This window comes from Streptomyces sp. NPDC059853, assembly GCF_042731495.1.
Lineage (GTDB): Bacteria > Actinomycetota > Actinomycetes > Streptomycetales > Streptomycetaceae > Streptomyces.
Genome location: NZ_JBHWJL010000063.1, coordinates 1 through 21,938 on the forward strand (window position 1 = coordinate 1; position 21,938 = coordinate 21,938).

A 21,938-nucleotide genomic window follows, 5' to 3' on the forward strand; every position below is an offset into this window, starting at 1 on the left:
CGCGTGATGGACACTGCATGGGCAGTGGGGCGCGTCAGCGCTGCGGCTCGAACACATTGGGGTGCGCGGGCGGTGGCTGGTCAGGACAGGCGGGCTCATCGACCGCGAGCCGGCCCCCGGCCCGGCCGCGACCCCCGTGAGGAGCAGTTCCACGCCATGACCACCGCGCACTTCACCGGCCCCGCCGCCCCGTACACCGGCGGCGACCCCTACGACGACTACCGGGCCCCCGACCCGCGGGACGTCCCTTTCACCGCGCTCGCCGATCTCGCCGACCGGCGGATCGGCGGCACCGTCCTGGCCGCCTCCGACGAGTTCTTCGCCGAGCGCGACCATCTGCTCGCCCCGGCGCCCGCCCGCTTCGACCCGGCCGCGTTCGGCACCCGCGGCAAGATCATGGACGGCTGGGAGTCCCGGCGGCGCCGCGCCGTCACCCCGGACGACCACGACTGGGCGCTCATCCGCCTCGGAGCGCCCGGCGTCGTGCACGGCCTGCTGGTGGACACCGCCCACTTCCGCGGCAATCATCCGCACACCGTCTCCGTCGAGGCGACCGAGGCCGATGGCCACCCGGACGCCGCCACGCTGCTCGGACCGGCCACCCGGTGGACCGCACTCGTGCCGCGCACCGAGACGGGCGGGCACGCCGCCAATGTCTTCGAGGTCCCGGCGGCCGCCCGGCGGCGCTTCACCCATCTGCGGCTGCGGCAGTATCCGGACGGCGGCATCGCACGGCTGCGGGCGTACGGGGAGGTGCGGCCCGACCCGGCCTGGCTGCGGGCGCTCGGCACCTTCGACGTGGCGGCCCTGGAGTACGGGGGCCTCGCCGAGGACGCCTCCGACCGGTTCTACTCCTCGCCGCTGAACACCATCGTCCCCGGCCGCCCGCGCACCATGGGGGAGGGCTGGGAGACCAGACGCCGCCGCGACGACGGGCACGACTGGGTGCGCTACCGGCTGGCCGGGCGCTGCGTGGTGCGCGCGGTGGAGATCGACACCGGCTGCTTCAAGGGCAACGCCCCCGGCCACGCGGCGGTTTCGGTCCGTGACGGGGCGGCGGGCCGGTGGCGCGCCCTGCTGCCGCGCACCGCGCTGCTGCCGGACACCGTGCACCGGTTCGTGGTGCCAGAGGGCCCGCCCGCCACCCACGCCCGGCTGGACATCTTCCCGGACGGCGGTATCGCCCGGCTGCGTCTGTACGGTTCGCTCAGCTGACCGGGAGATGCTGTGGAGTTGCCCGGCGGCGTTGTGAACTCCTGGAGGAATTCCGGCAGGTGTCGTTGACGCCGGTCACGCTACGCGCGTCACACTATTGGCATGGGCATGAACTTCCTCTCCAGGATCGTGCGGAACGGCGCCATGGGCGCCCTCGCCACCTCACTGCTCCTCGGTGGCGGCGCCGCCACCGCGAGCGCAGCCCCTACCCCCACACCCTCCACCGTCTCCGTCACCGACGTCGCCCCCACCGCCGTGGGCAACGTCTGCTACAGCGCCCTGCCCGCGCAGGCGTACGACACCCTCGGCCTCATCGCCCGCGGCGGCCCCTACCCGTTCCCCCAGGACGGCACGACGTTCTACAACCGTGAAGGGCTGCTGCCGAGCCGGGCAAGTGGGTATTACAAGGAGTACACGGTCATCACACCCGGCAGCAGCACCCGTGGCGCCCGGCGCATCGTCACGGGCGACTCCTACCGTGAGGACTACTACACCGCCGACCACTACGCCTCCTTCCGGCTGATCAACTACGGCTGCTGATACGGCCGCCCAGCCCGGCGCCCCCACGGACCGGCGTCCCCCCACAGACGGCGCCGGGGCCCGCGTACCCCACATCTGCGCGCGGCCCCGGCACCGTCACCCTTCGCTCCTGCGCGCGGTCCCGGAACGGCGTTTACCGCCGTGTGCGGCTGTGAAGTGCTCAGATATGAACCAGGACGATGACGTCATCGATCTCGTCGATCAGCACGCCGTGGGCGCCGACTTCACCCGCGACCCCTACGCCGTCTTCGCCGAGCTGCGCCGGCGCGGCCCCGTCCACCGGGTCCGGTTCCCCGAGGGCACGCAGGGCTGGCTGGTGGTCGGCCACCGGCACGCCAGGTCCGTCCTCGCCGACAACCGGCTGACCAAGGACTGGCGGCACGCGAACCCGCGGCTGCGCGGCTCCCGGGTCTCCCCGGCCACGCACATGCTCGGCGCCGACCCGCCCGACCACACCCGGATGCGGAGGCTGGTGGCCCGGGAGTTCACCCCGCGCCGGGTGGCCGCGCTGGCGCCGCGCGTCCAGGAGATCACCGACGACCTGCTCGACACGATGCTGGCGGACCCGGACGGCGCCGCCGATCTGGTGGACGCCTTCTCCTTCCCGCTCCCCATCACCGTCATCTGCGAACTGCTGGGTGTGCCCTTCCTGGACCGCGACCGCTTCCGCGCCTGGTCCAACCAGGTGCTCGGCGCCTCCCTCGACAAGGACGCCAAACACGAGACGGTCGGCCTGATGAGCCAGTACCTGGAAGAACTCATCGCCGCCAAGCGGTCCAGGCCGGGCGACGACCTGATGAGCGCGCTGATCCACACCGCCGACGCGGACGGCGACCGGCTGGCCCCCGCCGAACTCGTCGGCATGGCCTGGCTGCTGCTCGTGGCCGGGCACGAGACCACCGTGAACCTCATCAGCAACGGCGTGCTCGCCCTGCTCCAGCACCCCGATCAGCTCGCCCTGCTGCGCGGTGACCCGGACCTGCTGGACGGCGCGGTCGAGGAGATCCTGCGCTACGACGGACCGGTGTCCACCCCCACGTACCGCTTCACCCGGGAGCCGTACGAGATCGCCGGCACCGTCATCCCGGGCGGCGGCGAACTCGTGCTGCCGGCCATCGCCGACGCCGGGCGCGACCCGGAGCGCTTCCCCGGACCCGACCGCTTCGACATCCGCCGCGACACCTCGGGCCACCTCGCCTTCGGGCACGGCATCCACCACTGTCTGGGGGCCCCGCTGGCCCGGCTGGAGGGCCGGATCGCGCTGCGCACCCTGCTGCTCGACCGCGTGCCCGACCTCACCCTGGACATCCACCCGGCCGCCATCGCCTGGCGGGACGGGTCCCTGGTGCGCGGCCCGGTACGGCTGCCGGTGCGCTGGAAGCCGCCGGTCCGCTAGCCGTCCGCGGTTCAGCCGTCCACGTCCGCGCCGGCCCGGGTGTACCGGGTCACGCTGACGCCGGAGCCGAAGGCGCGAGTGGCGACCGGGGTGAAGCGGAGCGGCTCGAAGGGGCCGTCGAACATCGGGATGCCCGAGCCCAGCACGATCGGGTTGCGCTTGATGACCAGCTCGTCGATCTCCGGGCGCAGCGCCGCGGCCAGCTTGCCGCCGCCGCACAGCCAGATCCCCAGGTCGCCCTCGCGCCGCTTCAGCTCCCGCACCACCGTCACCGGGTCCTCGGCGGTGACCCGCACCGAGGGGTCGGTGCCGGTCCTGGTGCGGGAGAAGACGTACTGCTCCAGATGCGGGTAGGGGCTGGTGATGCCCTCGCCGAGGGCCGGCAGATAGGTGCCCCAGCCCATGAGCACGGTGTCGAACCGCCGGTTCGGGACGTCTTCGAGGCCCAGCGCCGTGCGGCCCTGCACGGGCACCGTCTCGGGGTATTCGGGCAGCATCGCCTCCGTGACGTCGGGCTCGATGGGGAAGAAGCCGAAGCTGCCGTCGGGGGCGGCGATGTAGCCGTCGAGGGTGACGGCGACGTAATAGGTGAGAGAGCGCATACGGGAACTCCTGCCGACTGATGTACTCTGCTTGCAGTGGTGTGAACGTAGTACTGCACATGCAGTGGAGTCAAGGGAGATCCGGATGCGCCAGAACCCCGCCCGCCGAACCGCCCTCCTGGACGCCGCCATCGGCGTCCTCGCCGAGCAGGGCTCCCGCGGCCTGACCCTGCGCGCCGTCGACAAGGCGGCCGGCGTCCCCACCGGCACCGCCTCCAACTACTTCAGCAACCGCTCCCAGCTGCTCGGCCAGCTGATGGCCCGCGTCCAGGAACGGCTCGCCCCCGACCCCGAGCGGCTCGCCCGCACCCTGGAAGCGGCCCCGTCCCGGGAACTGGTCACCGCCCTGATGGGCCAGCTCATGGAACGGCTGCGCGCCGACCGGGCCGGCCACCTCGCCATGCTGGAGCTGCGCCTGGAAGCCACCCGCCGCCCGGAGCTGGCCGCCGAACTGAGCCCCTTCCTCCAGGCCGAGGTACGGCAGCTGACCGACTTCCACGTCGACCACGGCCTGCCCGGCGGCCGCACCGGGGTGTTCCTGCTGTACCTCGCCATGCTCGGGCTCATCGTCAACGAACTCACCGTCCCCGAACTGCTCGCCGGCCACCACGAGCAGGAACTGATCGAGTCCCTGGTCAACCGCCTGCTGGTGCCGCAGCAGCCCCCCGGGTGACCCCGGGCACGGGCCTGGCGGGATCCCGCCGGTACCGTTCCGGACGGCGTGGCGGATACTGGGCCGGTACTCCCGGCCGGACACATGCCGGAGGAAACAGACGAACGAAGGAGACGGGGCCGCGTGGTGAGGTGCGCATGAGCCGACGACGAGGCAGGCGGACGGGCCGGGCCGCCACCGCCGTGCTGCTGCTCACCGCCATGCTGCTGATGGCCGGATGCAGCTCCACCGGCGGCCGGCGGGCGGAGAACGCCGAGGCCACGGCCGAGGCCACCACCGGCGGCGGTGGCGGCGGTGGCGGCAGCGCGGCCGGTACCGGCGCCGACGGCTACACCGTGGCCATGGTCACCCACTCCGGTGACGGCGACACCTACTGGGACATCGTGCGCTCCGGCGCCGAGGTGGCGGCCGAGAAGGACGACATCAACTTCCTCTACTCCCACCACAGCGACGCCGGACAGCAGGCCCAGCTGGTGCAGGCGGCCATCGACCAGGGCGTGGACGGACTGATCGTCACCCTCGCCAAGCCGGAGGCCATGGAGGACGTGGTGCGCCGCGCCGTCGCGGCCGGTATCCCGGTGATCACCGTCAATTCCGGCCAGGACGTCTCGGCCGGCTACGGCGCCCTGGCCCACATCGGCCAGGACGAGGTGCTGGCCGGCGAGGCGGTCGGCGAGGAACTGAACGCGCGCGGCGCCGCCAAGGCCGTCTGCCTCTTCCACGAGCAGGGCAACGTCGGCCACGAACAGCGCTGCGACGGCGTCCGCAACACCTTCGACGGCACCGTGGAGTACCTGTACGCGGACGGCGCCAACATGCCCGCGCTGGAGTCCACCCTGGAGGCCCAGCTGATCACCGACCCGGCCCTGGACACCGTCATCACCCTCGGCGCCCCGTACGCGGCGGTCGCCGCCAAGTCCGCCGAGCAGGCCGGCAGTGACGCCGAGATCGTCACCTTCGACCTGAACGCCCAGGTCGCCGTCGGCCTCCGGGACGGCACCATCGCCTTCGCCGTGGACCAGCAGCCCTACCTCCAGGGCTACGAGTCGGTCGACCTGCTGTGGCTGCACCTGACCAACGGCAACATGCTCGGCGGCGGACAGCCGGTGCTCACCGGCCCGCAGATCGTCACCCCGGACGAGGCCGAGGCCCTGATCGAGTACGCCCAGCGAGGCACCCGGTGACCGAGACCACGACCGCCCCCACCCCGCCGCCCGCCGCGGGCCGCCCCGCGGGCGACGACCGCCTCATACGCCGGTCGCTGCCGCGCCGGCTGCTGGGCCGCCCGGAACTGGGCGCCGTCATCGGCGCCGCCGCCCTGTTCGTCTTCTTCGCGATCGTCGCCGACAGCTTCCTGAAGCTCGGCTCCCTGTCCACGGTCGTCTACGCCTCCTCCACCATCGGCATCATGGCCGTCCCGGTGGCCCTGCTCATGATCGGCGGGGAGTTCGACCTGTCCACCGGGGTGCTGGTCACCTTCTCGGCGCTGGTCTCCTCCCAGGTCAGCTACCAGCTCACCGCCAACGTGTGGGTGGGCGTGGGCGTGTCCCTCCTGGTCACCCTCGCCGTCGGCCTGTTCAACGGCTTCATGCTGGTGCGCACCAAGCTGCCCTCCTTCATCATCACGCTGGGCACCTTCCTGATGCTGACCGGCATCAACCTGGGCCTGACCAAGGTCATCAGCGGCACCGTCACCACCCGCAGCATCGGCGACATGGACGGCTTCGACGCCGCCCGCTCCGTGTTCGCCGCCCGCTACCAGGTGGGCGGCGTCAGCATCAACGTCACCGTCCTGTGGTGGCTGGGCCTGCTCGCGCTCGCCACCTGGATCCTGCTGCGCACCCGGGCCGGCAACTGGATCTACGCCGTCGGCGGCGCCCCCGAGGCGGCCCGCGCGGTCGGCGTACCGGTCAGCCGCACCAAGATCGGCCTGTACCTGGGGGTGGCGCTGGCCGCCTGGATCTCCGGACAGCACCTGCTCTTCAGCTACGACGTCATCCAGTCGAGCGAGGGCATCGGCAACGAGCTGATCTACATCGCGGCGGCCGTCATCGGCGGCTGTCTGCTCACCGGCGGCTACGGTTCGGCGATCGGCGCCGCGGTCGGCGCGTTCATCTTCGGGATGACCAACAAGGGCATCGTCTTCGCCCAGTGGGACCCGAACTGGTTCAAGTTCTTCCTGGGCGCCATGCTGCTGCTGGCCACGCTGCTGAACGCCTGGATCCGCAAGCGGGCGGAGGCCACCCCATGAACGACCGCGCACCCCTGCTGGAGCTGGAGCGGGTCAGCAAGCTCTACGGCAACATCCGCGCCCTCACCGAGGTCTCGCTGACCGCAGGCGCCGGCGAGGTCACCTGCGTCCTGGGCGACAACGGCGCGGGCAAGTCCACCCTCATCAAGATCATCTCCGGGCTGCACCGCCACGACGCCGGCGCGTACCGCCTCGACGGCACCGAGCTGCACCTCGGCTCCCCGCGCGAGGCCCTGGACCGGGGCATCGCCACCGTCTACCAGGACCTGGCCGTCGTCCCGCTCATGCCCATCTGGCGGAACTTCTTCCTCGGCTCCGAGCCCGTCAAGGGGCGCGGCCCGCTGCGCCGTCTCGACGTGGCCACGATGCGTGCCACCACCCGTTCGGCCCTGGCCCGGATGGGCATCGAGCTGCGGGACGTGGACCAGCCCATCGGCACCCTGTCCGGCGGCGAGCGGCAGTGCGTGGCCATCGCCCGCGCCGTGCACTTCGGCGCCCGCGTCCTGGTGCTGGACGAGCCGACCGCCGCCCTCGGCGTCAAACAGGCCGGGGTCGTCCTGCGGTACGTGGCCGCCGCCCGCGACGCGGGCCTGGCCGTCGTGCTGATCACCCACAACCCGCACCACGCGCATCTCGTCGGGGACCGGTTCGTGCTGCTCATGCGCGGCACGATGGCCGGCAGCCACCGCGCCGACGAGATCACCCTCGACGAACTGACCCGCCAGATGGCGGGCGGCGCCGAGCTGGCCGAGCTGGGGCACGAACTGCGGCGGGGCGATCCCACGGACGCCGCCTAGCGCGGCGTAGGGCAGAATCGAGCCGATGAGTACCTACCGTGAGCGAGTCCACCGGTCATCGGCGAGGGCGACGGTGCTGCGCACCATCGCCACCCGGGAGCGCCGCTCGCACCTGTCGGCGCCCAGAGTGCCCACCGTCGGCATCGACATCGGCGGCACCAAGGTGATGGCCGGTGTCGTGGACGCCGACGGCACCATCCTGGAGCGGGTGCGGACCGAGACGCCGGACAAGTCCAAGAGCCCCAAGGTCGTCGAGGACACCATCGCCGAGCTGGTGCTGGACCTCTCGGACCGGCACGACGTGCACGCGGTGGGCATCGGCGCGGCCGGCTGGGTGGACGCGGACCGCTCCAAGGTGCTGTTCGCCCCGCACCTGGCCTGGCGCAACGAGCCGCTGCGCGACGCGCTGACCTCGCGGCTCGCGGTGCCGGTGATGGTGGACAACGACGCCAACACCGCCGCCTGGGCGGAGTGGCGGTTCGGCGCCGGGCGCGGCCAGGACCAGCTGGTGATGATCACCCTGGGCACCGGCATCGGCGGCGCCATACTGGAGGGCGGCCGGGTCAAACGCGGCCAGTACGGGGTGGCGGGGGAGTTCGGCCACATGCAGGTGGTGCCCGGCGGGCACCGCTGCCCGTGCGGCAACCGGGGCTGCTGGGAGCAGTACAGCTCGGGCAACGCCCTGGTGCGCGAGGCCCGCGAGCTGGCCGCCGCCGACTCCCCGGTGGCGCACCACACGCTGGAGCGGGTGAGCGGCCAGATCAGCGAGATCACCGGGCCGATGATCACGGAGCTGGCCCGGGAGGGCGACGCCATGTGCGTCGAACTGCTCCAGGACATCGGCCACTGGCTCGGGGTGGGCATCGCCAATCTCGCCGCCGCCCTCGACCCGTCCTGCTTCGTCATCGGCGGCGGCGTCAGCGAGGCGGACGATCTGCTCATCGGACCGGCCAGGGACGCGTTCCGCCGCCAGCTCACCGGCCGCGGCTACCGCCCCGAGGCCCGTATCGTCCGGGCCCAGCTCGGCACCGACGCCGGTATGGTCGGCGCCGCCGACCTGGCCCGCCTGGTGGCCCGCCGCTTCCGCCGCGCCAACCGCCGCCGGGCCGAGCGCGTCCACCGGGGCGGCTTCGATCTGACCTTGCCCCGCACGTGGTCGATCAGCTCATGAGCACCACCCCGGACACCGAGCGCCCGCCGCACCGCCCCCGGCACCGCTGGCTGGCGGCGATCGTCGTGGTGCTGCTGATCGCGATCCCGGCCGGGTATCTGGCGCTGTCGGCGTGGCAGAGCCGGGAGAGCGGCGAGGACAAGGCCCGCTCCGCCTCGGCGCGGGCCCTGATCTACGAGTGGCCCAGCAAGGTGCAGCGCCGGATCTACGACATCCCGATCCCGGACGGCTCCACCTACGTCGGCTACTACGAGACCAACGCCTGGCAGCGCAGCACGATGTACGTGCAGTTCCGCACCACCCCCGGCCAGCTGGCGGTCTTCCTGGAGGAGGCGGGCACCGAACGCGCGGCCCTGGAGGAGGGCACCATCGCCATAGCGCCCAGCCAGGCGGACGTGGTCGGCTGGTCCTTCGACGACCCGGAGCGCACCTACGCCAGCACGGTCATCCCCGGCGACGCCTCGGCCCCCCAGGTGACGATCACGGTGGATGTCACCAAGGAGGAGAACCCCCGGGTGTACGTGGTCTCCACGACCGAACCCTGACCCGCCGGGCGGCACGGTCGGCTCCGACTCGCGAACCACTGTTGGTCTCTCGGCCAAGTGGGCGGCCTGGTCGCCAGGGACACAACGCATCCGCATGAGTTACGTGGACGCGCGGCGCTGCGGGGTGAGCGCGGAACGCCTGTGCCGCGTTCCAGGACGGATCCCCTCCATCCCTCGGTGCCGTTGATCAGGGCGATGCCGCGTTTCCGCCGGCGCCAGATGTCGCGTGGTGCTGGTGGCGGGCACCAGCAGTGGAGATGTTCTTCTACTGTCGGGTTATTGGATAGGGGCAGAGTCGTTCTTCGCCCGACGCTTCTTTGCCGGGCGGTCCTGGGCGTTGCGGCGGGTAGTGAGCCCCTGGAGCGAGTGGTGGAGCTGGAGCTGAAAGCGACAAAAAGCCACTATGGGTGCCTTTCGGGATGATGTGCCGTCCCGGAGCTTATTGGGAGAAGCATCTCGTATGGGCCCCAGCAGTAAAGGGTAAGTATGAAGACGGTGTTGAAGCTTTCAGGCGATCGTGTAGTGTCCTTGTCTCAGTGGGGGTGGGATCCTGCCTCCCTTTGTCGTGCTCTCTATGGGATGGGTCATGCGATTGAGCTTGAGGGAAGTGCGAAATTGGGGTCGTTCGCTTGTGGTGGCGGCGGCTATCCTCGGATTGAGCGTGTCATTCTCCCCGGCAGCGGCGGCAGCTTCCGGCGGATCTGAAGACGCGCAGATTTTAGGTGGATTCGAGAGCAGCATGAGCGAGGTCCTTCCAGGTTTCCATTCCAGAACCTGGAAGGACAACAGGAGTAGCGTCGACACGTTGATTTCTTGGACGCGCTGTTACACCTCGGCCACCGGTGTGGCGGATGAGCGCGCCCGGCTCCAGCTCTCACAGGTGAGAAATTTGCTCCCCGACCGTGACAGGGGTAAGAGGACCGCGCGTTCTTGCATGGGGGATTCCGGGACCTCGACTGGCAACTTCGGAGACCAGCCGCCTGCAAACTATCGTTTTACTATCCTCAGCGTCAATGGGAACACCCACACGTACCTCTATGTTCGAAAGGTCGAGGTCAGCTGGTAAGGCGTCAAATTGTTGCTGCGATGGCCCCGACATGATGTCGGGGCCATCCGGTCTGTCGATGAAGTCGAACTTAATGAGAATATGCCAATAAATTTTCGCCACTGCACATTTGGCTACGGGCGGCGCAGCAAAATTCTGGATGATCTCACCTTCCAATTCCCTGTAGGAAATACGGTATTCCTGGGTGTCAACGGTGCAGGGAAGAGCACGATGCTTTCCTTGGCTGCGTCGGTTCGTGTGCCGGCGGTCGGCCGTGTCCGATACGGGGAATTGCGGACTGATCGGCGGTCCGACCTGGCGGAGTACCGACGTCAGGTGGCCTGGCTGCCTCAGCAAGCACAGGCCGTTGCCGGGCTGACAGTCCGGGAGCAGGTGGCCTACGCGGGGTGGTTGAAGGGAATGCGGCGGAGTCATGCCCGGCGCCGGGCTGTCGAAGCGCTGCGCTGGGTGGAGATGGAGCCGTTTGCGGACCGCAAAGCGTCCCAGCTGTCCGGTGGTCAGTTGCGGCGGGTCGCTGTGGCACAGGCGTTGATCCATGACGCTGAGGTGCTGCTGCTGGACGAACCCACGGCCGGTCTGGATCCACGGCAACGGCGAGTCTTCCAGAACGTATTGCATCGATTGCCTGATCATGTGCATGCCATTGTCTCCACGCATGATGTGGCTGATGTGGAAACCGATTTCGACAATGTAGTAGTTCTGGACGGAGGAAGAATCGTGTTCTCCGGCACGGTCGACGGCTTCCTGGCTCACGCCCCGAATGACATAGCTCCGGGGCGACGTGCCGAGGCGGCCTTCCATAAACTGTCCGGGCCGGAGGAGTCATGGGCTTCCTGAGCGGGCTGCGAATATCCAGCACTGCCTGGGGAGCGCTACCGATGCTGGCGCTGGCCTGGTGGCTTGCGGGGAGCGCGGCGCAATGGGAGGAAGAGGGATACGGTGCGGGGGTGGTTGGCGCAGGGGTGGAGCCGGTTTTCCTGATTTCTGCAGCTTGTGCAGCTTGTGCCGCATGGGAGGCGGCACGGTTGACCCGGGCCGGTGTGTGGCGAATGCCAAATCTTCGGAGCCGGTATCGAATTGCGACAAACGCTCTGGTGCCTGTAGCTGTACTCGCCGGAGCGGGACTGTCCATCGGACTTATTTCGGCTGGAGTGAAGCTGTCGGCTTTACCCGACCTGGCGAGCCTACCCGTCTTGCTTTCCTCCGCTTTGGTCGTCCTCTCGCACAGTGCCCTCGGATTTCTGCTCGGATGCCTCATACCCGGAATCATCGCAGCCCCGGTAATGTTGCTCGCGGTGTACTTGTGGATGGGTATGCCAGGTAGCCTGGGGTCTCCCCTCTGGCTCCGGTATATGAATGGGCAACTCGCCGGCGGACCGGGTGTGACGGAAGCATTCCCGGTGGGCAGCTGGGCGGCCCCTGCACTATTGGCCCTCGGATTGATCGGTGCAGTTGCGTCAATTGTAGCTCCTGTATTCCGGCATTTTTCCTTGCGTGGCTTCTTCGCGGCGGTCTGTCTGACGGCCGGAGCGCTCGGGTCGTACACGCTGGTTGCGGACTGGCGATACGATCCTCCGTGGGTGCCCCGCTCAGTAGCATTGGTCTGTTCCGGCGGAAGCCCCGATATATGTGTGCCTCCCGAGTATCAAGAGATGTTGTCGGATTCCCGACAAGCTGCTGATGAGGTGCTGCCGCTCCTCGTCAACGCAGGATTCACGGAACCCGAGCGAATCTCGATGTTGTCACCACGCGCCTCGATTCCCGCGGATACCTGGGTTCTTGACGCCCACCCCTCCTTTTCTCCGACTCAGCAGCGCCTTGCGCTGGCTGAGAGTGCTCTTCCTTCACCGCCGCAGTGTCCGCCGGGCCACGTCAGGGACCATGAGGCTTGGGGGCTCGCCCGAGTGTGGCTCTGGGTCACCGTTGGCACGGCGGATAGCGATGTGATGCCCTACTACGCGAGTTACCTGCCGGCCGCGCACGAGATCCGGGAACTGCCGTTGGCAGAGCAGCGGGAGTGGTTCCTGGCGCACACTGAACAGATGCGCTCCTGCGTCCCGGACACCATGTGAGGGCGGCATGATGCTCTGGATGCGGGCCCGACGCCTGTGGACTCTCGCCGCTGGGGGCGGGCTCTACCTCCTCGCCATGACCGTCCTCGGGGACGGCGGCGTTGTTTTGCCCTCGCTTTCAGCGGGCTCGCCGCCCGCCACACCGCTGGCGTTGTTCCTTCCGTTGATCAACTGCCTCGTGTTGTTGTTCTGCCTCGGCAACAGGTTGCTCTCAGCGGAGTTGACAGGTGTGCGGTCGGTGTGGCGATACGACCTCGCCATGGTGTCTGCGACCGCCGTGCTGTCTGTCCTGCTCGGATACGCGATGTCCGAACTACTGGGTTTCGGCGCTGCCGCGTCCACGGGGCGCAATCTCCTGTTCCTGTGCGGGCTGATGTTGCTGGCACGCGGGTTCGCCGGGGAGCGCGGGGCGGGGGCCGTGCCCGTGGTATGGCTCATCCTGGTGACGCTCTTCGGATATGGCGACGCGTTTGCCCCGCGCCCCTGGACCGTCGTCGCGATGCCGCCCGGGGACGGGCTGGCCTGGGCGGCATCGCTGCTGGTGTTCGGGGCTGGTCTCGGAATGCTGGCGCGCGGCGGCCGATCCGGGCCGGCCTACAGGTGATCGCGGGCCAGTTCCTCCGCCGCGCGCTCCAGCAGCGGGCCCGCGTTGCGCATCGAGACGGCCGGGTCCGGCTCCAGCGCGGACAGCGGGTACGCGCGCTCGATGCCCGCCGAGCGCAGAGCCCGGTTGTCGATGGCCAGCCGGCCGCAGACCGCGACCACCTTGCGGCCGGCCGCGCGGGAGGCCGCCGCCACGCCCGCCGGGGCCTTGCCGTGCAGGGTCTGCTCGTCGAGTGAGCCCTCGCCGGTGATCACCAGCGTGGCCCGCTCCAGCGCCGGGGCGAAGCCCAGCACGTCGAGCAGCACCTCGATCCCGGGCCGGAAGACGGCGTTCAGGCCGACCAGCGCGGCGAAGCCGACGCCGCCCGCCGCGCCCGCGCCGGGGGCGGCGGCCAGGTCGGTGCGGTCCAGCACCGCGGCGAAGTGGCCCAGCGCCGCGTCCAGGGTTGCGACGGCCTCCGGGTCGGCGCCCTTCTGCGGGCCGTAGACCGCTGCCGCGCCCCGCGGGCCGGTCAGCGGGTTGTTCACGTCACTGGCCAGGATGACCTCGGTGTCCTTCCACCGCGGGTCGAGGCCGGTCAGGTCGGCGCTCACCAGTTCGCGCAGCGGGCCGCCCCCGTGCGGCAGCGGGTCGCCGTCCTCGTCCAGCAGCTGGGCCCCCAGCGCCGCCAGCATGCCGGCCCCGCCGTCGGTGGTGGCCGAGCCGCCCACCCCCAGCACGATGGTGCGCGCGCCCGTCTCCAGCGCCGCGCACAGCAGTTCCCCGGTGCCGTAGGTGGTCGCGGTCAGTGGCGCGAACACCCCCGGCGGCAGATGCCGCAGCCCCGACGCCTCCGCCATCTCCACGATCGCGGTCCCGCCGCGTACCGCGAACCCGGCCGTGACCGGCGCGCCCAGCGGCCCCGTCACCTCCCGCTCGTGGAGGGTGAAACCGGCCTCCACCGCCGCCGCGACCGTACCGTCGCCCCCGTCGGCCACCGGCAGGGCCTCCACCGCCACCTCCGGCCGGACCCGGTGCAGGCCCGCCGTGACATGGGCGGCGACCTCCGCCGCGGTGAGTGACCCCTTGAACTTGTCCGCGGCGATGAGTACGCGCGCCGTCTGACCCATGGTCTGCCCCTGTTGTGGTCGCTTCGTTGCATGTGTCCAGGCAGTCATGCCCGGGCGACCCTATCCGCCGTGCGCCGCCGGAGGCCATGCCTTCCCGCTGCCGCGCCGCTCACATCGCGGCGTGCCGATCCCGCCGAACGGGGAGATGCGTCCCATAGTGGTGCACTATGACCACGGACGCGACTGCCCCTCCCGAGCCCCCCGACACCGGGACCGGGACGCCGCACCGCCCCGACCCGGCACCCGATGCCACCGTCATCACCATCGGCATGATCGCCGTGCTCGGCGTGGTGGCCTGGGCGGCGTTCGGCAAGGACAACTTCTCCTCCGCCACCGATCACGCCCTGAACTGGGTGCTGGCCAACTTCGCCTGGCTGTTCATCATCGCGGGCAACGTCTTCCTGGTGACCTGCCTCGTCATCGCCTTCAGCCGCTTCGGCGGTATCCGGCTGGGGCGCGACGACGACGAGCCGGAGTTCTCCGCGCTCTCCTGGGTCGCCATGATGTTCGCCGCCGGCATGGGCATCGGGCTGATGTTCTTCGGTGTCGGCGAACCCCTGCTCCACTTCGCCTCCCCGCCCCCGTTCGGCGACATCGAGCCAGGCAGCGACGGAGCCGCCCGCACCGCGCTGGAATTCTCCTTCTTCCACTGGACGCTGCACCCCTGGGCCATCTACGGCATCGCCGGACTCGGCCTGGCCTACGCCACTTTCCGCAAGGGACGCGGAAACCGGATCAGCGCCGTCTTCGTCCCGCTCATCGGCGAGCGGATGAGCACGGGCTGGCCCGGCCGGCTCATCGACCTGCTCGCTGTCTTCGCCACCGTCTTCGGCACCGCCACCAGCCTGGGCCTGGGCGCCCTCCAGGTCTCCCGGGGCCTCGACATCACCACCGGCCTCGACGACACCCTCACCCTGCGGCTGATCATCATCGGCGCGCTCGGCGCCGCGTTCGTCGTCTCCGCCTTCAGCGGCCTGCACAAGGGCGTCAAATGGCTCAGCAACATCAACATCGTGCTGGCCGCCGGCCTCGCCCTCTTCATCTTCCTGGTCGGCCCCACCGTCTACATCCTGGGGGCCATCCCGGCCGGCGTCGGCAACTACCTGGAGGACATCATGGTCCTCTCCACCCGCACCGGCGCGTTCGGCAATCAGGAGTGGCTGGGCACCTGGACCATCTTCTACTGGGCCTGGTGGATGTCATGGGCCCCGTTCGTCGGCACCTTCATCGCCCGCATCTCGCGGGGCCGCACCATCCGGCAATTCCTCATCGGCGTCCTGCTCATCCCCTCCGGAGCCTCCATCGTCTGGTTCTCCATCATGGGCGGCAGCGCCCTGCGCATCGACTCCACCGGTGGCGCCGACCTCACCGGCGAGGTCACCCGCGAGGGGGAGGAAGCCGCCTTGTTCGCGCTGCTCGACGCCCTGCCGCTCGGCACCGTCACCGCGTTCGTCGCGATGATCCTGGTGATGCTGTACTTCATCACCAGCGCCGACTCCGCGTCCCTGGTGATGGGTTCGCTCACCAGCAGGGGCGCCCTGCAACCGCGCCGCTGGCTGGTGGTCGCCTGGGGTGTGCTGATGGGCGCGGTCGCCGCCGTCCTGCTGGTCGCCGGCGGCCTGAACGCGCTGCGCTCGGGCACCATCCTGGTGGCGCTGCCCTTCGTGGTCGTCATGCTCGCCATGTGCTGGGCGCTGGTGCGCGAACTGCGCTCCGACCCGGGGGCCGGAATGCCCCGCCACCTGCCGATGCACGGTGTCCGCGACGCGGTACGCGCCATGGTCGGGGAGGCGGTCGAGGAACAGACCCGCGGCCCGCGGCACTGGCGGCTGCGCCGGGTCGCCGGCCAGGCGCGCGAACGGCAGGAGGAGAGCGGAGAGCGCCCACCGGGGGAGTGAGCACCGGGGCCTCACCAGCGGAGTGGGACGGGGCGGGCCCCGGGCCGGCGGCCCCGCCCCCGCAGGTCTCAGCGCAGCCGCTGCTGCCGCAGCCGCCGCCACACCACCTTCGCCGCGTTGTGCCCCGACATCCCGTGCACGCCCGGCCCCGGCCAGGCGGCCTGCGAACACAGGAACACCGCCGGATGCGCGGTGGTGTACGGGGACCACGCCGGGCGCGGCCGGAACATCGTCTGCAGACCGCTGAACGCCCCGCAGGCGGTGTCCCCGCCCACGTAGTTGGCGTTCCGCCGGGCCAGCTCCGCCGGACCCGCGACCGCCCGCGCCAGCACCAGATCCCGGAAACCCGGCGCGAACCGCTCGATCTGCCGCTCCAGCGCCTCCGTGAGATCCCCGTCCCAGCCGTTGGGCACATGCCCGTACGCCCAGAACACGTGCTTGCCGGCCGGCGCCCGGGACGGATCGAGCTGGGTGGGCTGCGAGGTGATCATGAACGGCACCTCGGGCGCCCGCCCCTCCACCGTGGCGGCCCGCAGCGCCGTCTCGATCTCCGCGCCGGTCGCCCCCAGATGGACCGTCCCCGCCCGGTGCGCCTCCGGGGCCGTCCACGGCACCGGGCCGTCCAGCGCGTAGTCGATCTTGAACGAGGCGGCCCCGTACCGGAACCGCGGATACGCCCGCCCCAGGCCCGCGATCCGCGCCATGGCGGTCGGCGAGGTGTCGAAGACGTACGCCCGGGCCGGCGGCAGTTCGTCCAGCCGCCGCACCTCCACCCCGGTGTGCACCGTGCCGCCCAGCGCGCTCAGATACCCCGCCAGCGCGTCCACGATCGCCTGCGAGCCCCCCCGCGCGATCGGCCACCCGCCTTCGTGCGCCGCCAGCGCGAACACCAGCGCGATCGCCGCCGTCGCGGGCGTCGTCCCGGCCGGCGAGATCACATGCGCCGCCAGGCCGTGGAACAGCGCCCGCGCCTTCTCGTCCCGGAACCGGGCCCGCGCCACCCACGCCGCCGGCTGCATCCCCGTCAGACCGAACCGCGCCAGCGTCAGCGGCCCGCGCGGCAGCCCGTCCCACGGCACCTTCAGGAAATCCCCGGCCAGCGTGTCCCACCGGCCCAGATACGGGGCCACCAGCCGCCGGTACGCCTCCGCGTCGCGCGGCCCGAACGACGCCGCCGTCACCCCCACCTCCCGGGCCAGCACCGCCGCGCTCCCGTCCGGGAACGGATGCGCCAGCGCCAGCTCGGCGTGCAGCCACTCCAGCCCGTACCGCTCCAGCGGCATCCCCTTGAACGCCGGCGACCCCGCGCCCATCGGATGCACCGCCGAGCACGGATCGTGCCGGAACCCCGGCAGCGTCAGCTCCTCGGTGCGCGCGCCACCGCCCACCGTCTCCTTGGCCTCGAAGACCTCGACGGACAGCCCCCGCCGGGCCAGCTCGACGGCGGCGGTCAGACCGTTCGGACCGGCCCCCACCACCACCGCGTCCCGCATGGTCGGCACGTTACGGCTCCCCTCGCCGATGAGTTGACGCTCTGCACGTTCTGCACGCTCTTCATGCTCCGGACAGCAAGGAGAGAATACGCCGCGCGGTCGGCACGTCCCGCGCCGCCGTGAACGGCAGCGCGTTGCCGCCGGCCAGCACGAACGGCACCCCCGCCACCGTCTCGTGCGTACCGCCCGCCTCCAGCACCAGCAGCAGCCCCGCCGCGTGGTCCCAGGCCGACTCCCAGTCGAACGCCACCGCGTCCAGCTCACCGCGCGCCACCCGCAGATACTCCAGACCGGCCGAACCGCACTCGCGCGGCGCCACCCCGTCCACCCGCAGCCGGGCCAGGACGCGCTTCTGCTCCTCGGAGGTGTAGTGCGGATGCGCGTGCGCCACCGTCAGCGGCCGGCCCGGCTCGGGCGAACCGGCCACCAGCCGCTCCCCGTCCAGGAACGCCCCCGCCCCGCGCCGCGCCCGCGCCGTGAGCCCCAGCGCCGGGGCATGGGTCCACGCCCCTTCGAGGACCCCGCCGCGGGCCAGCCCCACCAGGGTGCAGAAGCCCGGATCGCCCTCCACGAACTGCCGGGTGCCGTCCACCGGATCGACGATCCACACCGGCGCGTCACCCGCCAGCAGCCCGTACGTCGCCGGATCGGCCGCCACCGCCTCCTCGCCCACCACCACGGAACCCGGCAGCAGCCGGGGCAGTATCTCCGTCAGCCGCTCCTCCGCCCGCCGGTCCGCCACGGTCACCAGATCGTGCGGCGCCGTCTTCACCGCCACCTCGTCGGCCGCCAGCCGCCGCCAGCGCGGCATGATCTCCTCCGCGGCGACCAGCCGCACGGCCTCCTCGACCTTCATGGCCAGCTCTTCATCGATCATGCCCCCATCGAAACACGGTCGGTGTCACCCCGGTGGCCCGCTGTCCCGTGGCGGGCGGCACACTGGGAACACGCGGGGGACACAGCGGACGGTGACGGGGGCGGGCCGTGGAACGGGTACGGGAGTTGTGGCGCGGGGCGGGGAAGCGCTGGATCGCGCTCGGTGCGCTGCTGACGCTGCTCGCGGCGTTGCAGACCGGCACCGGGGGAACGGTCTCGCCCGCCCGGGCCGTACACCTGCTGCCCTGCGAGGGGCTGCTGCCGCACACCGAACTGCGCACCCTGGCCGGCTGGCCCGAGGTGGACGCCCAGCGCGTGGCGCTCGACCCCGGACGGAACCGGCTCGCCTGCACCCTGCTGCGCACCGGCGCGCTCCGCGACACACCGCGGTGGCTCACCGTGACGGCGAGCCGCCGGGCGGACGACGTGGAGGGCGGACTGCTGGACGCGGCCGGCTGGGGCGACGCCCTCAGCGGGGCCGCGCTGCCGGAAGGGCTGCCCGGGTTCCTGATCCAGGGATCGCACGGCGGCGGCACCCGCGTCGCGCTGCTCCTGCCCTGCACGGACCCGGACGCCCCGCTGCTGGTGACGTTGAGGACATCCGTCTCCCGGGGCACCGACGAGGACGAGCCGCTGGTCCGGGCCGCGGTCGCCGCCGCCAACATCGCGTCGTCCCGGCTCGGGTGCGGCCACGCCCCGCTGCCGCTGCCCGAGGACCCGGTCCGCCGCCAGGTGGAGGGGATGCCCGTCGCGGTGCTGAACGGCACGTCGCCGTGCGCGGTGATCGTCCCGGACCTGCCCGAGGACGCCCCGCCGGGCGGCTGGCGGGTCCACGAGGTGGTCCCGGACGGCGGTCCGTACGCCTCCTGCGCGCTGCCGTTCCACGAAGGGAACAGCGTGTTGGCGGTCAGCGGAGCCTACGGCCCGTGGGCGGAGCTGGCGATGGCACAGAGCGTCGGTTCCGACTGGACGGACGGTGGCCGGGATCCGTCCGCGGAACCGCTCTCCGAACGATGGCGGCCCCGCGCCGACGGGCGTTCCGCGACCGCCCTCACCACCTGCGACGGGGTATTCGCCCTGTTCCGGGCGGAGACCGTCCCGGGCGCGGACAACCCGGTCGGCGAGGAGACGCTCACGGCGATGGTCACCGCCTTCGCCACCGACCAGGCCGAACGGCGCGGCTGCGAGCCGCCGGTCACCCCTTAGTCCCTAGGACCCGAAGGCGGAGCGGTGCGACCAGTGGTAGCTGCTCGCCACAGCCGCCCGCAGCGGCACCCACTCCTGCTCGGGCAGCCCACGCCGGTCCGCCCAGTCCTCCAGCATCATCAACAACTGCGCCCGCCCGTCCAGGAACGCGGCGTCGTCCGCCGGCCCGGCCGGTGCCCGGCGCGTCAGATCACCGGCGAGGACGGACGACGGCTGCCCGGGCGGTTCGGCCGCGCTGAGGAAGACACCCCGGCTGTGCTCGCGTACGGCGGCGTCGAAGGCGGCACCGTCGGAGACGACGCCCTCCTCGGTGAACGCGTCCCGGAGCACGGAGAGCACGGCGATGCCGCGCGTCATCTCCGTGAAGGGGTCAGCGAAGTGCGGCAGCGCAGCGGCCCGTGTCCCGGAGGTCAGCTTCCCGTCCTCGTCCACCGTCAGCAGGTCGAGGCAGTGCGCGGCGTATGCGCGGTGGGCGTCGTACAGCACCGCGTACCCCTCGGGATGGGACGCGACGGCGAGGATGAGGTCCGACAGCGGGTCCGTGAAGTACTCCGTGGTGGTGCCGCTGTCCGGATCCGTCTCCGTGATCCGCTCCGCTGCGGTGGTGAACAGCGCCCGCCCCTCGCCGGTCTCCGGATCCGGCACGGTCCGCACCAGGCGCTCGTCCGCCGGCGCGTCGCCCAGCTCGGCCAGCTGGACCAGCGGGTCCGTATCGGTGAGGTAGGCGGCCAACATCAGCCCCAGATACGGTTCGAGGCCGGGCGGAATCGCGGACCGCTCAGCACCGCCCGGGACGAACGGCGGCCGTCGCACCCCGGGGTCCTCCCCGAGGACCGCCACGACCTCGTACGCCACCGAGGCCATGGCCAGGGTGTGCGGCACCGCGGGACCGTCCTGCTCGGCGAGGGTCTGCCCGGTGGTGGCCGCGACGATGATCGCCCCCAGCAGATCCGGCCCTGACGGCCCGTCGCAGGTGACCCAGTGGGCGGGCGCGAGCAGCGCGGCCACGGCCCCGGTGGTCTCACCGGCGTCCGGGCCCGGGTCCAGGTACGCGGTGGCCGCCGCCGGATCGTCGGCGAGCGCGGCGATCTCCGGCGGCACGTCCCAGCACCACCGGTCCGCTCCGGCGCGCCACAGCACCAGCCCCATCGGCACGAGCAGCGCCAACGACACCACCGGACCGAGCCACTTCTCCACCCTGCGGCGCCCCGCCGCCCCCCGCGCAGCCATGACGATCAGCCTACTGGGCGGCGGGCGGGGCCGGGGGAGCGGCCGGACGGAGCGGCCGGTGGCCCGGCAGGCCCGGTGGTCAGGCGAGACCGGCGCGGCGGAGTTCGCTGCTGATCGCGTAATGATGACGCGGGGAGAGGGACTGAGCCGCCGTCAGCAGCAGCGGACCCACCACCTCGGGGGCGGACCGCGCCGCGCCCGCCGCCTCCTCCGCCGGACGGGCGCCCACCAGCGCCGTCAGCAGTGTGACCGCCTCCTCCGCGCGGCCCGCGTGCCACAGCTCCGCGGCGATCACCCCGGCCTCCGATGCCGGGCGGGCGGCGGCCTGGCGCAGCAGGACGGCGCAGTCACGATCCCGGTCGGCGCCCGCCAGCGCCTCCGCCACCGCCGCCAGCGGCCCCGGCGGCAGCGACGCCGCCTCCCACAGCAGGGTGGCCACCTCCGAGGCGAGCCCGGTGCGTTCGAGCGCGGCGATCAGCACCGGCAGCCGGGCCGCCGGCCCGGCCACCGCCTCGCTCAGCACGACGTGCGCCGCGCCGCTGGCCCCGGCGGACCGCGACGCGGCCAGCCGGTCGGCCAGTTCCAGCGCCGCCCGCCGGTCCTCCTCGGTCAGCCGCTGCCGCCGCTCCCGCCGGGACTCGCGCAGCGCGCCCGCGAACCGCGAACCACTCGGCGGCGCCGCGGGAGGCCGCACGGCGTCACCGTCGGCCGGCGGGGCGACGGCCACCACCTCGTCCTCGGCCTCGATCCCGGCGAACCGCGCCCCGCGCGGCCGGCGCCGCCGCTTCCCCACCCCGGCGGCCGGATCACCACCCTCCGGCTCCCGCCCGCCCGCTCCGGCCCCGGGCGCCGGTTGTCCGGTGGCCGGCTCGGGGACTCCGGGTCCCTGGACGGCCGGTGCGGCGGCCGCGTCGCTGGCCCAGGCGCCCGCCTGCGGAACGGCAGCGGCAGACGGGGCGCCCGTTCCCGCGGCGTTCGGTGCGGCAACCGACGCACCGGCGACCGGGGCGGCCTCCCAACCGCCGCCGGACGGCGCGGGATCCGGCTCCCCGGCGCCGGGCGCGATGCCCGGCCCCACGACACCCGGCTCCCCGGTGACCGGCGCGGCGGCCGCTTCACCGAAGCCCGGTCCGCTGCCGCTGATCGGCCGGCTGTGCGGCTGCCGTGCGGGGGAGGCGGTGGCTGGTTCCCCGG

Annotated in this window: 19 protein-coding genes and 1 pseudogene; 14 read left to right on the forward strand and 6 right to left on the reverse strand. The window is 71.9% G+C overall.

Features of this window, described 5'->3' with window-relative positions:
• Positions 1–156 precede the first annotated feature (156 nt).
• From alc to ACFV5N_RS09880, 3 genes are all read left to right on the forward strand, one after another.
• The gene (alc, locus tag ACFV5N_RS09870) at positions 157–1,215 is read left to right on the forward strand and encodes an allantoicase (protein ID WP_385596544.1); all 1,059 of its coding nucleotides are present in this window, start codon (positions 157–159) and stop codon (positions 1,213–1,215) included.
• 108 nt (positions 1,216–1,323) lie between these two features.
• Positions 1,324–1,755 (forward strand): ribonuclease domain-containing protein, encoded by a 432-nt coding sequence (locus ACFV5N_RS09875; protein WP_385596596.1) that lies wholly within the window; start codon positions 1,324–1,326, stop codon positions 1,753–1,755.
• A gap of 166 nt (positions 1,756–1,921) precedes the next feature.
• The gene (locus ACFV5N_RS09880; RefSeq protein ID WP_385596547.1) at positions 1,922–3,151 is read left to right on the forward strand and encodes a cytochrome P450; all 1,230 of its coding nucleotides are present in this window, start codon (positions 1,922–1,924) and stop codon (positions 3,149–3,151) included.
• An 11-nt stretch (positions 3,152–3,162) separates the two neighbouring features.
• Here the strand turns inward: ACFV5N_RS09880 and ACFV5N_RS09885 are convergent, their stop codons facing one another.
• Positions 3,163–3,753 (reverse strand): dihydrofolate reductase family protein, encoded by a 591-nt coding sequence (locus tag ACFV5N_RS09885; protein ID WP_385596550.1) that lies wholly within the window; start codon positions 3,751–3,753, stop codon positions 3,163–3,165.
• A gap of 85 nt (positions 3,754–3,838) precedes the next feature.
• Here ACFV5N_RS09885 and ACFV5N_RS09890 point away from each other — a divergent pair, with 85 nt between their 5' ends.
• From ACFV5N_RS09890 to ACFV5N_RS09930, 9 genes are all read left to right on the forward strand, one after another.
• Positions 3,839–4,426, forward strand: a complete 588-nt coding sequence (locus ACFV5N_RS09890) for a TetR/AcrR family transcriptional regulator (protein ID WP_385596553.1) — start codon at positions 3,839–3,841, stop codon at positions 4,424–4,426.
• 137 nt (positions 4,427–4,563) lie between these two features.
• Positions 4,564–5,610, forward strand: coding sequence for a sugar ABC transporter substrate-binding protein (locus ACFV5N_RS09895; RefSeq protein ID WP_385596556.1), 1,047 nt, complete (start codon positions 4,564–4,566; stop codon positions 5,608–5,610).
• Positions 5,607–6,677: an ABC transporter permease gene (locus tag ACFV5N_RS09900; RefSeq protein WP_385596559.1), complete on the forward strand. Its 1,071-nt coding sequence runs from the start codon at positions 5,607–5,609 to the stop codon at positions 6,675–6,677. The genes ACFV5N_RS09895 and ACFV5N_RS09900 overlap by 4 nt, the downstream gene beginning before the upstream one ends.
• Entirely contained in the window at positions 6,674–7,474 is an 801-nt protein-coding gene (locus ACFV5N_RS09905) for an ATP-binding cassette domain-containing protein (protein ID WP_385596562.1), read from the forward strand. The genes ACFV5N_RS09900 and ACFV5N_RS09905 overlap by 4 nt, the downstream gene beginning before the upstream one ends.
• 25 nt (positions 7,475–7,499) lie before the next feature.
• Entirely contained in the window at positions 7,500–8,645 is a 1,146-nt protein-coding gene (locus ACFV5N_RS09910) for an ROK family glucokinase (RefSeq protein WP_385596565.1), read from the forward strand.
• Positions 8,642–9,190 (forward strand): hypothetical protein, encoded by a 549-nt coding sequence (locus ACFV5N_RS09915; protein ID WP_385596567.1) that lies wholly within the window; start codon positions 8,642–8,644, stop codon positions 9,188–9,190. Before ACFV5N_RS09910 ends, ACFV5N_RS09915 begins: the two co-directional genes overlap by 4 nt.
• 1,147 nt (positions 9,191–10,337) lie before the next feature.
• A complete protein-coding gene (locus ACFV5N_RS09920; protein ID WP_385596570.1) occupies positions 10,338–11,093 on the forward strand; it encodes an ABC transporter ATP-binding protein in 756 nt (251 codons plus the stop codon).
• A 1,109-nt stretch (positions 11,094–12,202) separates the two neighbouring features.
• Positions 12,203–12,328, forward strand: coding sequence for a hypothetical protein (locus ACFV5N_RS09925; RefSeq protein ID WP_385596573.1), 126 nt, complete (start codon positions 12,203–12,205; stop codon positions 12,326–12,328).
• A 7-nt stretch (positions 12,329–12,335) separates the two neighbouring features.
• Positions 12,336–12,932: a hypothetical protein gene (locus tag ACFV5N_RS09930; RefSeq protein ID WP_385596576.1), complete on the forward strand. Its 597-nt coding sequence runs from the start codon at positions 12,336–12,338 to the stop codon at positions 12,930–12,932.
• On the opposite strand, the gene ACFV5N_RS09935 is transcribed toward ACFV5N_RS09930, so the two are convergent.
• Entirely contained in the window at positions 12,923–14,041 is a 1,119-nt protein-coding gene (locus ACFV5N_RS09935; RefSeq protein ID WP_385596578.1) for a glycerate kinase, read from the reverse strand. The two genes, ACFV5N_RS09930 and ACFV5N_RS09935, sit on opposite strands and share 10 nt — an antisense overlap.
• 167 nt (positions 14,042–14,208) lie before the next feature.
• Here ACFV5N_RS09935 and ACFV5N_RS09940 point away from each other — a divergent pair, with 167 nt between their 5' ends.
• Positions 14,209–15,939 carry a BCCT family transporter gene (locus ACFV5N_RS09940; protein WP_385596581.1) on the forward strand — a complete coding sequence of 577 codons (1,731 nt, stop codon included), beginning with the start codon at positions 14,209–14,211 and terminating at the stop codon, positions 15,937–15,939.
• A gap of 68 nt (positions 15,940–16,007) precedes the next feature.
• Here ACFV5N_RS09940 and ACFV5N_RS09945 read toward each other — a convergent pair whose 3' ends face one another.
• Together ACFV5N_RS09945 and ACFV5N_RS09950 are read right to left on the reverse strand one after the other, a co-directional pair.
• Complete coding sequence (locus ACFV5N_RS09945) at positions 16,008–17,441, reverse strand: phytoene desaturase family protein (protein ID WP_385596584.1); 1,434 nt, start codon at positions 17,439–17,441, stop codon at positions 16,008–16,010.
• 52 nt (positions 17,442–17,493) lie between these two features.
• Entirely contained in the window at positions 17,494–18,309 is an 816-nt protein-coding gene (locus tag ACFV5N_RS09950; protein ID WP_385596587.1) for an inositol monophosphatase family protein, read from the reverse strand.
• 107 nt (positions 18,310–18,416) lie between these two features.
• On the opposite strand from ACFV5N_RS09950, the gene ACFV5N_RS09955 reads away from it, so the two are divergent.
• Positions 18,417–19,514, forward strand: coding sequence for a hypothetical protein (locus ACFV5N_RS09955; protein ID WP_385596590.1), 1,098 nt, complete (start codon positions 18,417–18,419; stop codon positions 19,512–19,514).
• Between the two features lie 3 nt (positions 19,515–19,517).
• On the opposite strand, the gene ACFV5N_RS09960 is transcribed toward ACFV5N_RS09955, so the two are convergent.
• Both ACFV5N_RS09960 and ACFV5N_RS09965 read right to left on the reverse strand, forming a co-directional pair.
• Entirely contained in the window at positions 19,518–20,744 is a 1,227-nt protein-coding gene (locus tag ACFV5N_RS09960) for a hypothetical protein (RefSeq protein WP_385596593.1), read from the reverse strand.
• 79 nt (positions 20,745–20,823) lie between these two features.
• Positions 20,824–21,938: pseudogene (locus tag ACFV5N_RS09965) on the reverse strand (hypothetical protein); the annotation flags it as partial.

What these genes read in the sequence shown, in the direction of transcription:
- alc (WP_385596544.1), top strand. Translation starts at nt 157, where the DNA reads ATGACCACCGCGCACTTCACCGGCCCCGCCGCCCCGTACACCGGCGGC.
- ACFV5N_RS09890 (WP_385596553.1), top strand. Translation starts at nt 3,839, where the DNA reads ATGCGCCAGAACCCCGCCCGCCGAACCGCCCTCCTGGACGCCGCCATC.
- ACFV5N_RS09895 (WP_385596556.1), top strand. Translation starts at nt 4,564, where the DNA reads ATGAGCCGACGACGAGGCAGGCGGACGGGCCGGGCCGCCACCGCCGTG.
- ACFV5N_RS09930 (WP_385596576.1), top strand. Translation starts at nt 12,336, where the DNA reads ATGATGCTCTGGATGCGGGCCCGACGCCTGTGGACTCTCGCCGCTGGG.
- ACFV5N_RS09875 (WP_385596596.1), top strand. Translation starts at nt 1,324, where the DNA reads ATGAACTTCCTCTCCAGGATCGTGCGGAACGGCGCCATGGGCGCCCTC.
- ACFV5N_RS09885 (WP_385596550.1), bottom strand. Translation starts at nt 3,753, where the DNA reads ATGCGCTCTCTCACCTATTACGTCGCCGTCACCCTCGACGGCTACATC.
- ACFV5N_RS09950 (WP_385596587.1), bottom strand. Translation starts at nt 18,309, where the DNA reads ATGATCGATGAAGAGCTGGCCATGAAGGTCGAGGAGGCCGTGCGGCTG.
- ACFV5N_RS09960 (WP_385596593.1), bottom strand. Translation starts at nt 20,744, where the DNA reads ATGGCTGCGCGGGGGGCGGCGGGGCGCCGCAGGGTGGAGAAGTGGCTC.
- ACFV5N_RS09880 (WP_385596547.1), top strand. Translation starts at nt 1,922, where the DNA reads ATGAACCAGGACGATGACGTCATCGATCTCGTCGATCAGCACGCCGTG.
- ACFV5N_RS09935 (WP_385596578.1), bottom strand. Translation starts at nt 14,041, where the DNA reads ATGGGTCAGACGGCGCGCGTACTCATCGCCGCGGACAAGTTCAAGGGG.
- ACFV5N_RS09910 (WP_385596565.1), top strand. Translation starts at nt 7,500, where the DNA reads ATGAGTACCTACCGTGAGCGAGTCCACCGGTCATCGGCGAGGGCGACG.
- ACFV5N_RS09940 (WP_385596581.1), top strand. Translation starts at nt 14,209, where the DNA reads ATGACCACGGACGCGACTGCCCCTCCCGAGCCCCCCGACACCGGGACC.
- ACFV5N_RS09905 (WP_385596562.1), top strand. Translation starts at nt 6,674, where the DNA reads ATGAACGACCGCGCACCCCTGCTGGAGCTGGAGCGGGTCAGCAAGCTC.
- ACFV5N_RS09915 (WP_385596567.1), top strand. Translation starts at nt 8,642, where the DNA reads ATGAGCACCACCCCGGACACCGAGCGCCCGCCGCACCGCCCCCGGCAC.
- ACFV5N_RS09920 (WP_385596570.1), top strand. Translation starts at nt 10,338, where the DNA reads ATGCCAATAAATTTTCGCCACTGCACATTTGGCTACGGGCGGCGCAGC.
- ACFV5N_RS09925 (WP_385596573.1), top strand. Translation starts at nt 12,203, where the DNA reads ATGCCCTACTACGCGAGTTACCTGCCGGCCGCGCACGAGATCCGGGAA.